This is a genomic window from Paracoccus lichenicola, assembly GCF_009708075.1.
Classification (GTDB): Bacteria; Pseudomonadota; Alphaproteobacteria; order Rhodobacterales; family Rhodobacteraceae; genus Paracoccus; species Paracoccus lichenicola.
The window spans coordinates 87,083-99,856 of record NZ_WMBT01000008.1; the positions used below are offsets into that span (position 1 = coordinate 87,083).

At 68.2% G+C, this 12,774-nt stretch carries 14 protein-coding genes; 5 read left to right on the forward strand and 9 right to left on the reverse strand.

Features of this window, described 5'->3' with window-relative positions; translation table 11 throughout:
- Positions 1 to 59 precede the first annotated feature (59 nt).
- Positions 60 to 248 carry a hypothetical protein gene (locus GIY56_RS13130; RefSeq protein ID WP_154765299.1) on the reverse strand — a complete coding sequence of 63 codons (189 nt, stop codon included), beginning with the start codon at positions 246 to 248 and terminating at the stop codon, positions 60 to 62.
- Between the two features lie 367 nt (positions 249 to 615).
- Between GIY56_RS13130 and GIY56_RS13135 the strand changes: the two genes are divergently transcribed.
- A complete protein-coding gene (locus GIY56_RS13135) occupies positions 616 to 1,509 on the forward strand; it encodes a recombinase family protein (protein WP_154765300.1) in 894 nt (297 codons plus the stop codon).
- Positions 1,510 to 1,553: 44 nt separating this feature from the next.
- Here the strand turns inward: GIY56_RS13135 and GIY56_RS13140 are convergent, their stop codons facing one another.
- The gene (locus tag GIY56_RS13140) at positions 1,554 to 2,663 is read right to left on the reverse strand and encodes a ParB/RepB/Spo0J family partition protein (protein ID WP_154765301.1); all 1,110 of its coding nucleotides are present in this window, start codon (positions 2,661 to 2,663) and stop codon (positions 1,554 to 1,556) included.
- Complete coding sequence (locus GIY56_RS13145) at positions 2,656 to 4,059, reverse strand: AAA family ATPase (RefSeq protein WP_154765302.1); 1,404 nt, start codon at positions 4,057 to 4,059, stop codon at positions 2,656 to 2,658. The genes GIY56_RS13140 and GIY56_RS13145 overlap by 8 nt, the downstream gene beginning before the upstream one ends.
- Positions 4,060 to 4,570: 511 nt before the next feature.
- On the opposite strand from GIY56_RS13145, the gene GIY56_RS13150 reads away from it, so the two are divergent.
- Positions 4,571 to 5,752: a replication initiation protein gene (locus tag GIY56_RS13150; RefSeq protein ID WP_154765303.1), complete on the forward strand. Its 1,182-nt coding sequence runs from the start codon at positions 4,571 to 4,573 to the stop codon at positions 5,750 to 5,752.
- Between the two features lie 79 nt (positions 5,753 to 5,831).
- On the opposite strand, the gene GIY56_RS13155 is transcribed toward GIY56_RS13150, so the two are convergent.
- From GIY56_RS13155 to GIY56_RS13165, 3 genes are all read right to left on the reverse strand, one after another.
- Positions 5,832 to 6,116, reverse strand: a complete 285-nt coding sequence (locus GIY56_RS13155) for a DUF2934 domain-containing protein (protein ID WP_154765304.1) — start codon at positions 6,114 to 6,116, stop codon at positions 5,832 to 5,834.
- 83 nt (positions 6,117 to 6,199) lie between these two features.
- Positions 6,200 to 6,337 carry a hypothetical protein gene (locus GIY56_RS13160; RefSeq protein ID WP_154765305.1) on the reverse strand — a complete coding sequence of 46 codons (138 nt, stop codon included), beginning with the start codon at positions 6,335 to 6,337 and terminating at the stop codon, positions 6,200 to 6,202.
- Positions 6,338 to 6,464: 127 nt separating this feature from the next.
- Positions 6,465 to 7,019 carry a sigma-70 family RNA polymerase sigma factor gene (locus GIY56_RS13165; RefSeq protein WP_328288545.1) on the reverse strand — a complete coding sequence of 185 codons (555 nt, stop codon included), beginning with the start codon at positions 7,017 to 7,019 and terminating at the stop codon, positions 6,465 to 6,467.
- Positions 7,020 to 7,388: 369 nt separating this feature from the next.
- Here GIY56_RS13165 and GIY56_RS13170 point away from each other — a divergent pair, with 369 nt between their 5' ends.
- Genes GIY56_RS13170 through GIY56_RS13180 form a run of 3 tightly spaced genes read left to right on the forward strand, consistent with a single transcriptional unit; the run spans position 7,389 to position 10,206 of the window.
- Complete coding sequence (locus tag GIY56_RS13170) at positions 7,389 to 8,216, forward strand: manganese catalase family protein (protein WP_154765306.1); 828 nt, start codon at positions 7,389 to 7,391, stop codon at positions 8,214 to 8,216.
- Between the two features lie 60 nt (positions 8,217 to 8,276).
- Complete coding sequence (locus tag GIY56_RS13175; protein ID WP_154765307.1) at positions 8,277 to 9,023, forward strand: DUF2243 domain-containing protein; 747 nt, start codon at positions 8,277 to 8,279, stop codon at positions 9,021 to 9,023.
- A 28-nt stretch (positions 9,024 to 9,051) separates the two neighbouring features.
- Positions 9,052 to 10,206: an MBL fold metallo-hydrolase gene (locus GIY56_RS13180; RefSeq protein ID WP_154765308.1), complete on the forward strand. Its 1,155-nt coding sequence runs from the start codon at positions 9,052 to 9,054 to the stop codon at positions 10,204 to 10,206.
- A gap of 85 nt (positions 10,207 to 10,291) precedes the next feature.
- On the opposite strand, the gene GIY56_RS13185 is transcribed toward GIY56_RS13180, so the two are convergent.
- Genes GIY56_RS13185 through GIY56_RS13195 form a run of 3 tightly spaced genes read right to left on the reverse strand, consistent with a single transcriptional unit; the run spans position 10,292 to position 12,757 of the window.
- Positions 10,292 to 11,215, reverse strand: a complete 924-nt coding sequence (locus GIY56_RS13185; protein WP_154765309.1) for an NAD(P)/FAD-dependent oxidoreductase — start codon at positions 11,213 to 11,215, stop codon at positions 10,292 to 10,294.
- Positions 11,196 to 12,224: an NAD(+) synthase gene (nadE, locus tag GIY56_RS13190; protein WP_154765310.1), complete on the reverse strand. Its 1,029-nt coding sequence runs from the start codon at positions 12,222 to 12,224 to the stop codon at positions 11,196 to 11,198. Before nadE ends, GIY56_RS13185 begins: the two co-directional genes overlap by 20 nt.
- Positions 12,225 to 12,247: 23 nt before the next feature.
- Positions 12,248 to 12,757, reverse strand: coding sequence for a ferritin-like domain-containing protein (locus GIY56_RS13195; RefSeq protein ID WP_154765311.1), 510 nt, complete (start codon positions 12,755 to 12,757; stop codon positions 12,248 to 12,250).
- Between the last annotated feature and the right edge of the window lie 17 nt (positions 12,758 to 12,774).

The window sequence follows — 12,774 nt, forward strand, 5'->3', positions numbered from 1 at the left end:
ACAGCAGCCGCATGGGGGCGTTCATTTCCGATGCCTTTCGATCGCGTCAAGCAGGCTTGTCATCGCCTGATAGCGATCTCGCACGGATGCGACACAAGGTGCGTGCTGCAGCAAGACGTTTTTTGCGGTGAACCCTGAAAGTTGCCGCCGGCAAGCTGCGCGATGCGCTTGCGCCGCCATGTTCTTCCAATGGAACCGAACATGGTCATGTCTTTGGGACAATGCGCAGCGTTGAACGAGATCGTCATCACGCCCTCCCATCATGCTGCTCCACTGACCAAGCGTAGCTTAGGCCCGGAGATCAGAAGAGCTTGCGACAAAGACCCGCCCCGTCCCTGGGCGCGCCCTGGCCGGCATGGTCAAGAGGCTTGATCATCCCTAGCGATAAAATGCCTTAACCGCATTATGAAGTGCTTTTGCGGATTATTGGTGATTCTGCTGATGGTAGGTTAGTTCTTGGAAAATTCCGTTCATCCGCGCGTCTCAGTCCCTGCCCTCCCTCAGCAAGCACAGGTTTTCCGTCCCGGGACGCCTGTTGCAGTTCCCTCCAAACGACCGTTTCCTTGCGTGTTCCGTAACTGTATGCAGGTGCTGGAATGCAGAACGGAGTCACTTATGCCGCTGATCGGCTATGCCCGCGTCTCGACCCTCGAGCAGACGCTTGACCCGCAGCTGGTGGAGCTGCGCCAGGCCGGCTGCGCCCTGATCCACGAGGAACACGCCTCGGGCGCCGACCGCGCGCGCCCGGCGCTGGCGCGGCTTCTGGCCACGATCCGGCCCAGGGACACGCTGGTGGTGGTGCGCCTCGACCGGCTGGCCCGCTCGCTGTCCCACCTGCTGCAGGTGATCGAGGTGCTGGAGGCGAGGGGTGCGCATTTCCGATCCCTGGGCGATCCCATCGACACGGCCACGCCGCAGGGCCGCTTTTCGCTGCAGGTGATGGGGGCTGTGGCCGAGCTGGAGCGCGCGCTGATCCGCGAGCGCACCAAGGCCGGGCTGCGCTCGGCCAAGGCGCAGGGCCGGGTGGGCGGCAACCCGGCGCTGCGGGCGGGCGACCGCGAGGCGATCCGCAAGCTGCGCGTGGCCCGCGACGAGAGCTATTTCCGCAAGCTCGAGGCCGGGGCCGAAGGCTGGCTGCCGCTGGTGCGCCGCCACCGCCCGGCGATGGCGTGGGACGACCTGGCGCGCTTGGTGGGGGCCCGCACCGGCCAGCCCTGGACGGTCGAGCGGCTGAAGCGCGCCGCCCGCCGCTATGTCCGCGACGGGCTGCTGGCGGCCACCGTGCTGGAACGCGCCCCGCGCAGCGATCCCGGCGACCGGCTGCTGGCGATCGTGGCCGGGATGCGCCATGCCGATCCCGACCTGACGCTGGCGGGCATCGCCAGCCGGCTGGAACAGATGCGCGAGCGCACCCCGCGCGGCAACGGCAAGTGGTTCCCCTCCACCGTCAGGATGCTTCTGCAACGGGCCGAGAAGCAGGGGATGATCGGCGGGCCGGGCGAGGAGTAGGGCAAGCCCCTGCCCTGCCCGCCCTTCGGTTTCGCGGCGAAACCCTATCGTTCCAGCAGCGCCTGGATCTCGACCATCAGGCTGTCCATCAGTTCGTTGTCCAGTGCCCGGCCTTCCAGCCGCAGCACGTGGGCGTTGCCGTCGCGGGCGCGGCGGATGGTGATGCCGCTGGCGGTCCGGATCGTCAGGTCGTCGATCCAGCCATGCTGCGCAGGCGGCTTGCCGCGCGGACGGCCGCCCCGGGCGGGGCTGCGGGGCGTGCCCTCCAGTTGCGCCAGGACGGATTCCAGCAGCTGCCACTCCTCCTCGGCGTCCTCGGGCGCGCCGCCCGACAAGGCCTTGCGCAGCTGTGCCTCGGCCCCGTCCCGCAGGGCGGCCGACAGGCGCAACCCGCGCTTTTCGGTCAGGGCCTCGGGAAAGCGCAGCATGTCGCCCAGTTCCTCGAAGATCAGGGCGAAGGACCGGACCTTGGACCGCTTGGCCTTGGACCCGGTGGCGAACAGCCGGTTCACGGCGTCCTCGACATTGGCGAAGGCGCCCTGGTTGGCGGCGATGACGCTGATACGGCCGCGCTCGAAATGGCTCAGTTCCTCGCGGACCTCGTTTTCCTCGACCATGGCGACGAAGGCGGCATCGGCCTGGGTCCGGGGGCGGACCAAGGCGCGGATGCGGTCGTATTTCGCGTCCCGGGTCAGGTCGCGCAGGGCGCGCACCGCATGAAGGCGGCGATAGCCCGACAAAAGGCCATAGCGAGGTCCCTGCCCGCTTGCGCCAAGCTCGAACACCTCGATCGGCAGGCGCAGGCCGTTGGCGGCGATGGACAGGCGCAGTTCCTGCATCTCGTCCTCGCTCATCACCATGCGGTCGCGGATCATCGCGCCCTCGTCGATGCGGTCCACGGGCAGTTCCAGGATCAGAAGCCCCTGCCCTTCGGCCTGGCGGAACCGTTCCGCATCCGCCTGGTCGCGCAGCCGCGCGGCCCGCGCGTCAGTATCGCCCGCCGTGGCCAGCGCCGCGCTTTCGGCGGCGACCTGGGCGATCGGCGCCATGCCCGGTCCCAGCAAGGGCCGCCCCGGGGTTTCGCGGCGAAACTGTTCCTCGATCCGGGTCAATTCGTCGTTGCTGGGGGTTTCCAGCCGCCTGCGCTTAACCATCGTTCTTCTCCTTTCCCGCCTGCTCGGCTTGCTGCATCTGCAGGTCGCGCCACCAGGTGCCCAGGATCAGCTCCTTCACCTCGGCCCAGGTGCGGTCGAAGGTCTCGCGGCCCCGGACATAGGTGTCGCGGTTGAATTCGCGGTAATCGGCCTCGTAGATGCCGTTCACCTGCTCGCCCGCCTGGCCCACCATGGCGGTCACTTCCTGGCGGAAGGTGGTCATGAAATCGCCGAAATAGGCCTGGATGACATTGGCCAGATCCGTCTGCTGGGCGGCATCGAAGCGGGTGATGATGGCGCGCACTGCGTCCCATTCGAACTTCATCTCGGGCAGGCCCTCGCGGCGGCGGGCGGCGTTCTCGCCCTCCTCGACGCTGGCGAAGGTGGAATAGAGCATGTCGAAGAACCGCCCCGTCGAATCGAATTCCAGGAAGGACGCGCCCAGCGGTACCAGCAGGATGTCGGCCGCCGCCAGCGCGTTGATCGTCAGATAGCCAAGCGCGGGCGGAGTATCCAGGATGATGATGTCGTAATCGTTGACGATGCGGTCGTTGACAAGCGCGTTGCCGAGCGCGTCCCAGAGGGGCCAGCCGCGCAGGCCCATGCGCCAGACCGGCACCTGGAATTCCGCCCAGTAGAGGTTCAGCTGCGCCCCCAGCAGGTCGATATTGGGCCAGTGGGTCGTCTGGATGATGTCGCGGGCGCTGACCGTCAGCGCCTCGGTCAGGGTCTCGTCGAAGGGCAGGGGGGTCTGGCCTGCGGCCTCGCGGACCTTGTTTTCCTCTTGCAGGGCCAGGGCATAGTCCTTGGCGATCAGCGGGAATGCGGTGGACCATTCGTCCGGCACCCGGCCGCCCATGATCGAGGTGAGGCTGCCCTGGCTGTCTAGGTCGATCACCAGCACCTTGTAGCCGTCCAGCGCCGCCGACATCGCCAGATGCGCCGCGGTCGAGGTCTTGCCGACCCCGCCCTTGAAGTTCGCCACCGCCAGGATCTTGGCGGGCAGCCCTTCGGGGCGCCAGGGGCGGTATTCGCGGCCCGCCGCGCCCTCGGCGGCGAAATGGGCGCGCAGGCGCAGCACGTCGTCCAGGCTGAACCATTTCGAGTTCCCCTCGCCCGCCCCCTGGGGCAGGTCGGGAAACTTGCGCAGCACGCGGCGGAAATGGGCAGGCGCCACGGGGATCAGGTAGCGGCAGATCTCCCACGTGGAAAAGCGGCGCAGGCGTTTCTGGCCGTCGGGGGCATAGCCGCGTTCGGCCAGGTCCTGCCGCCCCCGGGCGGCGAAGGCGGCGGCCTTGGCGAATCGGGCGGTGTCGATCGGATCCGACAACCGCTTCGCCGCCTTCGCCGGGTCGATGTTGAAATAGGGGGGCAGGGGATCTTTGCCTGATGACATGTTACACTCTCGGCGATGTGCTGCTTTGACGCGATGTCTTCGCGATCTGTTGCACATGATCCTGTTTGCCTGAATCGCGCAAGCGAGGTTTCGCGGCGAAATCCCCCTGAATGATCCCGAAAAGGCATCATGATTTTAGGGATCTTTGATTCTTTAAGGATCTTTGCGGGTCGATTTTCCATTTTGCGGCAAGGCATTACTGATGAAACGGCACCCGTTTCCGGGATGGATGGCACCCGTTCACGGGACAAAGGGCATCCGATTCCGGGACAGGGGGCGCCGATTCGCGGGAAAGGGGGTTTGGGGGTCCAAACAGCCCCGAATGGACTCCGAAAGCCTGCCTCAACCGCTATGCTCATCCCGAAAACGGGTTCCTTTGGGGCGCGCGCACCGCCAAGGGTATCCGTTTGCGGGACGTTGCACGGGCAAAAGGCGCAACGCCTTGGTGCCCGGACGGTGGTTGCCCCCGGGTACCTGTTTGGGGCATGATCGCGAAAACGGGGCAGAGGCGATGGACGACATTCCAAGGGACCAGTTGACCGGCGCGCTGCGCCGCGGCGCGGTCAAGAAGCACGTGGCGGCGATCCACGTGTCGGGCAAGCTGACGCTGTTGCAGCGCAAGCTGTCGAACGTGCTGCTGCTCAATGCCTATGACACGCTGACCAGCAGCGCGCGCCACCAGATCGACGCGCGCACCCTGTGCCTGATGATCGGCTACAATTCCAACGACATGGACACGCTGAAGCAATCCCTGCGCGGCCTGGCCGAGACGGTGGCCGAATGGGACATGCTGGACGAGAAGGGCCAGCAGGAATGGGGGGTCAGCAGCCTGCTGTCCTATGCCAAGCTGAAGGGGGGCATTTGCGAATATGCCTATTCCCCGGCCCTGGCGGAAAAGCTGCACGATCCCAAGGTCTTCGCGCTGATCAACCTCAACATCCAGCGCCGCTTCACCAGCGGGCACGCGCTGGCCTTGTACGAGAACTGCTACCGCTTCGTCAGGACCGGCTCGACGGGCTGGTGGCCCTTGGATCTGTTCCGGCGGCTGATGGGGGTGGAGGGGTCGGCCTATTACGAGACCTTCAAGCACCTGAACGCCAAGATCATCAAGCCCGCCGTGGCCGAGGTGAACCGCACCAGCAACATCATCGTGACGCCCGAAACGAAGAAGATGGGCCGGGCCGTCACCGACATCCGCTTTCGCATCGCCGAGAACCCGCAGCTGGCGATCCTGGACATCGACGATGGCGAGGGGGCGCGCCACGGCCCGGTCTATGCCCGGCTGCGCGCGCTTGGCGTCAGCGACCGGCTGGCGCGCCAATGGCTGACCGCCCATGGCGAGGAGCAGGTGCTGGCCAAGCTCGCCTATGTCGAGGCGAAGGAGGGGGTGCGCAGCCGCATCGGATACCTCAGCGCGGCGCTGGACGGCGAGGGGGCAGGGGGGGTGCCCGCCTTGGCCGCGCCGGCGCCCTCGCCCCGGGCGGAACGGCTGCGCCGGATCCTGGACGCGGTGAAGGCACGCACGCCCACGCAGCGCGACGCCGACCGGCGGCTGTTCATGAGCCAGCTTCCCGACGCCCGGCTGCGCGACGATTTCGAGCGCCACGGCTGGATGTCGCCGCTGAACGCCGCGCGCATCGCGAATTTCTGGCGCGACATGGCGCCCGGGCTGTTCGAGGGGATCGACGGCTAGGGCCTGCGCGCTGCGGGACGAGCCGGCACGCGGCGAAAGCCGGGGGTGCGGTTCATTGCAGCCGCACCCCCTGTCAGCGTCAGCCCTGGCTGCTGCCGTTTTCCAGCTCGTCATACTGGCGCCGGGCCAGTTCGGATTCGATGGTGTCGCGGTCGCCTTCGGGCGGATCCTCTTGCAGGCGGTGGGCAGGGGTGAAGTCGCCGGTGCTGGCGGTGTCCCCGCCCGAATCGCCGTCCTCGCCGTCCTCGCCGATCTCGGAACTGGCCTGCCGCCAGTGATCCTCGTGCCGGCCCTGGGGGCGGCCCTGTTCCTCCCACAGCTGGTGGGCGCGTTGCCGGATCCTGTCTTCGCGTTCGGTGGTCATGTCGTCTCCTCCGGTGGACATCCTGCCGCGCAACAATCGGCGCGGCGGAATGTTCCAGTCCTTGGAAACGCCTGTCCCGGCGGTCAGGGATCCTGCGCGGTATGGTCGGCGGGGGACTGCTGCAGGATCACCTTGCGCAACCGCGCCACCAGGATCTGCAACCGTTCGGGGATCCTGTCCTGATCGGTCCCGTCCTTGCGGTCTTCAAGCTCTGCCGTCATGCCCCGTGCCTTGCGTCATGCCTTCCATCGGGCATGGTTCATCGCTTCATGACGGCTGAAGGTTACCAAAGCGTTAACGCGCCCGTTGGATCCCCCCCGATCCGGTGCCGGTGATGGGGGCGCATCCTCAGAACTCGGGGTTCAGCATGGTGCGCAGGATGCGGCGGGCGCGGCTGACGCGGCTCTTGATCGTGCCGATGTCGCAATCCAGGATCACCGCCGCGTTCACGTAGCTTTCCCCCAGGACCGAAATCAGGACCAGCGCCTCGCGGTAATGGGGGGGCAGCCGGTCCAGCGCCAGCAGCATCTCCTTGTGGCGCAGGTGCCATTCCTGGCTGGGCTGGCTTGCGGGCAGGGCCGAGACGCAGTCGATCTGCCCGGTCGTCTCGCGCCCCGCCCGCCGGCAGTTGTTGTAGAACCGGCTGCGCATGATCGTGAACAGCCAGGCCCGCAGGTTCGTGCCGGGCCGGTAGCTGTCGGCATATTCGATGGCCCGCAGCAGGGTTTCCTGCACCAGGTCGTCGGGGTCCTGGCCCCCCCGGCACAGGCCCCGCGCAAAGGCGCGCAGCGCGGGCAGGTAATCCAGGATGTCGTCCGACATGCCCGCGGCGGGGTGCGGGATGACCCGGCCCGGGCGGGTCCGCGGCGACGCGAGATCCAGGGCACCCATCGGCTCAGCCATGCGGTTTCCCCGCTGCCCCGGGGCCGAAGGGACGGCGGGCCGGGGACCTTGCGCCGGCAGGCCGGGCGGCTGGATGCGGGACAACGGCGCTGCGCATGGATCCTCCTCCGGCGGGTGGGTTGCGGCGTCCTGAACCGTGTGTTCCGGCCATTGTTCCCGCAAGGCAGGAAAAATCGACAAATCCCGGCGCCGCCCGGTTTGCGGAAGGCGGCGGCTGGCCTGCGCCGGTTGATAAAGATTGCCCCGGCGTTCCCCGGGGAACAATCGCGCCCCTGCACGGTTTTCCTGTCGGGCAGCCGCCACGAGGCTTGCGGGCTGAAACCGCCCGCTGCCGCAGGCTGGTCTTTCATCCACAACCGGAGCCTTTCGATGTTCTATACCGACAACAAGCTGCAATATCCCGTTCGGGTCGAGACCCCCGACCCGCTGTTCGCGCGTGCCCTCCAGCAAGCCATCGGCGGCGTCGAGGGCGAGATCCGCGTGGCCATGCAGTATTTCTTCCAGGCCTGCGGCGCGCGCGGCAACCCCAAGTTCCGCGACCTGCTGATGAACACCGCAGCCGAGGAACTGGGCCATATCGAGATGCTGGCCACCGCCGTCGCGATGAACCTGGAAGGCGCCCCCTTGTCGATGAAAGAGGAGATGGTGGCAGGCGACCGCGCCATTGCCGCCGTGATGGGGGGCATGAACCTCAAGAACCTGCTGTCGTCGGGCCTGTCGGCGATGCCGGTGGACAGCGACGGGGTGCCCTTCGACATGTCCCACATCTATGCCAGCGGCAACATCGCCGCCGACATGACGGCCAACGTGGCCGCCGAAGCCACGGGCCGGACGCTGGCCGTCAGGCTTTACAACATGACGGGCGACGCGGGCATGAAGGACATGCTGCAATACCTGATCGCGCGCGACACCATGCACCAGAACCAGTGGCTGGCCGCTCTGGAAGAACTGGGCGGCATGACCGGCGCCTTCCCGATCCCCAACAGCCACCCGCAGGCCGAGGAAAAGACCGAGTTCAGTTATGCCTATCTGGGCTTCCAGGCCGATGACAGCGCGCCCGTCCCGGGCCGTTGGGGCGAGGGGCCGTCCATCGACGGCAAGGGCACCTTCACCACCGGCAAGCTGCACCCGTCCGACCAGAAGCCCGACCTGGGCAAGGCCAAGCCGAAAAGCGGCGCGCAAAGCGAACAGATGTAGGCTGATCCCACGGCCCCGCCGGGTTCGTCCGGCGGGCCTTTCCACCCGGAGGAGGGGACGATGGCACGATCTGCCTGGACGCGCTGGACAGTCCTGCTGGGCTTCGCGCTCGGCGGGTTCTTCGACGGCATCCTGCTGCACCAGATCCTGCAATGGCACCACCTGCTGAGCCTGGTGCCCGGCATGGCCGACCTGCGGGTGCAGATCCTGTGGGACGGGTATTTCCACGCGCTGATGTACGGCTTGGCCGCGCTGGCGCTGTGGGGGTTGTGGCGCGGGCGGGGGCAGGCGGTGGCCGCGTCCGCGACGCTTGGCGCGCTGCTGGCGGGCTTTGGCGCCTGGCATGTCATCGATGGAGTCCTGTCGCACTGGCTTCTGGGCATCCACCGGGTCAGGCTGGACAGCGCCTTTCCGCTGGCCTGGGATCTGGGCTGGATGGCGGCGTTCGGGCTGGTCCCGATCCTGATCGGCTGGCGGCTGATGCAGCGCCGGGAACGGGGCGGGCCGCCGCCTGCGGTGCTTGTCTCGGTCCTGGGGCTAGTCGCGGCGCTTGGCGGGATCTGGGCCGCGCAGCCGCCCGCCGGCCAGCCCTTCACCACCATCGTCTTCGCCCCCGGCGTCCAGCCCGAGGACGTCCTGGCCCGCGCGGGCTTTTCCGAAGCGCAGGTGGTCTGGATGGATCCCCTGTCGCAGGTGACGGTCGCGCGGCTGGAGGGGGGCAACCCCTGGGCGCTTTACCTGTCCGGCGCCCTGCTGGTCAGCGGCGCGGGCACGCCCCCCGGCTGCTTCAACTGGACAAAGGTATGAAGGACACCGACATGACCGGAGGAAACCCATGATCCCGCCCCGCCTGCACGCGACCCTTGATGCGGCATCGGCGGCGATGCTGGTCCTGATGCCGCACGCGCTGCGCTGGCCCGCGCGCCTGTCGCGCCCGCTGGCGCTGGCGGGCCTTGGCGTTGCCGCCTATTCGCTGGCCACCCGCTATCGCCAAGGACCGGGGAGTGGCCTTGATCTGGACCAGCACCGGCTGCTGGATGCAGCCCAAGGGGCCGCCTGCCTGGCGGCGGGACTGCGCGAAACCCGGCCCGGCCCGCGCGCCTTCCTGACGGGCTATGGCGGCTTTTCCCTGGCCGCCGCCGCCCTGACCAGCCCCGAAGGGCCGCAGGGTATCCCGCTGCCCGCCAGCGCCACCGCCGAGGCCCTGGGTCCCGACCTGATGCGCCTGCGCTGCGGCATCGTGAACGTGGCCTTCATCGGCGCGCCGGGGGCAGGGGACCGCGCATGGTTCCTGGTCGATGCGGGGATCGCCGGTTCGGCGTCCTTCATCCGTGCCGCCGCGCGGGCGCGTTACGGGACGGCCCGGCCCGCCGCCATCCTGATGACCCACGGCCATTTCGACCATGTGGGCGCGCTGGAGCAGCTGGCCCGCGAATGGGACACCCCCGTCCTGGCCCACCCCGATGAGCGTCCCTTCCTGGACGGCACCCGGTCCTATCCCCCGCCCGCGCCCGAGGTCGGCGGCGGGTTGATGGCGGAACTCTCGCCCTTGTTCCCGCGCAGCCCGATCGACATCGCGGACCGGTTGGCGGATTTGCCGGGGGACGGCACCATTCCGGGGCTTGAGGGCTGGCGCTGGATCCACACGCCGGGCCATGCGCCGGGCCATGTGTCCTTCTGGCACGAGGCCACGGGCCGGCTGGTCGCGGGCGACGCGATCAGCACCACGCAGCAGGAATCCATGGCCAGCGCCGCCTTGCAAACCCCGAAGCTGCAAGGCCCGCCCGCCTATTTCACGACCGACTGGCAGGCGGCGGGGGATTCGGTGCGGCGGCTGGCCGCGCTTCGTCCGCGCGCGATGATCGCGGGCCACGGGCCTGCGCTGGCGGGAGCGGATTTCCAGGCCGCGCTGGACCGGCTGGCGGGCGATTTCACGGCCCTGGGCCTGCCACGCGACAGCCGCTATGCGCCGGGCCTGCTGCCTGCGTGATGCGGTGCCAGACCGGACGCTGGCCGGGCCTTTGAGGCCCGGCGTTTCGGGTGGCGATGGTGTGACGTGGCGAAGGCGTGGTCCGCTAAAGGCTGTCGGCCAGGCAGCGATCTTCCTGCACGCGCAGCAGGTTGTGGACATGGGTCGCGGCGATTTCCCCCTGCGCCATGGCGACGGCGATCTGGTTCAGGCCGGTCACCACGTCCCCCGCCGCGAAGACCCCGGGCACCGAGCTTTGCTGATGCGCGTCGGTGCTGATGCGGCCGTCCTCGGCCAGGTCCAGGCCAAGGCTGCGGGCCAGGCTGTTCTGCGGGTCGCTTCCCAGGCCGGAATAGACCGCGCGGAACCGGGCCGGGCTGCCGCCCAGGGTGACGCCGACGCCGCCGTCGCCGAAGTCCCAATCGGAAGCCTCATCCGTGACGATCCGCACCCCGGCCTTTTCCAGCTTGGCCAGCAGCGGCGGCGGGACGGTCAGTTCGCTGCCCAAAGTCAGCATCGAGATGTCGGGCGTGTAATGGCGCAGGAACAGCGCCTCGCCCGCCGCGCAGTCGCCCGCGCCGATCACGGCGACGGGCTGGCCCGACAGTTCATAGGCGTCGCAGATCGGGCACTGGCGCAAGAGGCCCTGGCGGATATGGTCCAGCGCGTCGTCCAGGGGCGGCAGGCGGTCGCGCGATCCGGTCGCCAGGATGATGTGGTCGGCCAGAAGGGTCTGCCCCGCCTCGATCCGAAAGCCGCCGTCGAGGACGGGCCTGGCATCGGTCGCCTTGGCGGACAGGACGGTCACGCCGAAGCGGTCCATCTGCTGGCGCATCCGCTCCAGCAGGTCGTTGCCATGGATCCCGTCGGGATAGCCCGGGTGGTTGTGCGACCGCGGGATCAGGGATGCGCGGCTTTGCCCCGCGTCGATCAGCACGACCCTGCGGCGAAAGCGCGCCAGATAGATCGCCGCCGTCAACCCGGCCGGGCCGCCCCCGACAATGGCGCAGTCAAATCCGCTGGTGGTCATGGGCAGCTTCCTGTTGGCGCAAGACCGGGGGACGGAACAAGGCTTCATCGGTCCGGTCGATCAGGGCGAAGCGGTCGGCCAGCGGATGATCGAACCGGATCGGGTTGACCCGCTTGTGCCAGGTCATGCGCAGCCGGGCCAGCACGGTGCCGAGGATCCGGCGCGCATGATCGTCGCCCCCCATGTCCAGCGCATCGGCCAGCCCTGCAACGGTGATCTGCGGATCCTGCTGCAAGGCTTCGGCGATGGCGAAGACGGTGATGTCCCATTCCAGATAGGTCGCGCCGATCTGCGCCTCGTCCCCCGCGCCGATCCCCAACCCGTCGGTGGGCTTGGCCCGCCAGGTCTTTTCCGGCACGCCGACCTCCCGGGCCAGCCAGGGGATTTCCCAGGACTTGATCAGCCCCTGCACCGGCGCAAGGTCGCCCACGTCGCCATGCAGCGTCCAGAAGCCCGCGCCGAGTTCCGAAAAGTTGTCGGTGCTGGCGACGACGCCGCCAAAGCGGTGCGCCTGGTCGTAAAGCGTGATCATCCGCAGCCGGGCGCGCAGGTTGCCCCGCCGCGTCCGGGCCGGCGTGTCGTCGGACCCCGGCATCGCCTCATCGACCCGGCCAAGGCCCGCGACCATCGCCTCGTATTCGGGGGACAGGTCCAGGTGGAAATGCTCGAGGCCCAGGGCCTCGCAGGCCTCGACCCCGCGTTCGGTCTCGACAGGGTTCTGGTGGATCGGCAGGGTGAAGCCGATCACCCGCCAGCCCGCCTGCTTGAACAGCGCCGCCGTCAGCGCGGAATCGACGCCCCCCGACATGCCCAGGACGGCGGTGCCGACCCCGGCTTGCGTCCGGTAGTCGGCAAGCTGCCGGGTGATCCGGTCGCGGACCTGGGCCAGCCGGTCTTCCCCAAGAAAAAGGCCAGCGTCGATCTGCGCCTTCAGGCGGGCGTCGAACCAGGGGGCAAGCCCCCCGGCCGCGGCCTGGCGCGACAGGGCCAGGATCTCGGAATAGGACATGGGATCCCCCCTTTCGGCTGCCGTCAGATGTCGGCGCGTTCGCCGCTGGCCGACAGGGCCACATACTGGCGCACGACATGGGGCAGGCCCGCCTCGAGGGCGGCGGCCATGGCCTTTTCCTCGTCCAGGTTCTGTTGCAGGACCGGAATGGCCGCCGTCGGGCCCGCCAGTTCCGCCGCCGTGATCAGCGCGGTATAGGCCGCGATCTCGAAATGCTCGAAGGCAAAGTTCGCCATCGAGTTCTTGAGGATCTCGTCGCTGGCCAGCGTATGGGTCATGGCCGCCATCGAGCCGCTGAAGGACAGCATCGTGTCCTTCAGCCCCGACGCGGATTCGCCAAGGCTGTCCAGCACCTGGTCGATGCGGGCCAACTGGCCTTCGGTCTCGCGGATGTGGCGGTCCAGCAGGGCGGACACCTCGGGGTAGTGTTCCAGCCGGTTCAGCTGAGGCTGCATGATCGACAGGGCCTGCTTTTCCATGGCGTGCGCGTTGCGCAACCCGTCGAGAAAAACGTCATGTGCCGGATTGGTCATGGGCTGTCATCCTTTGT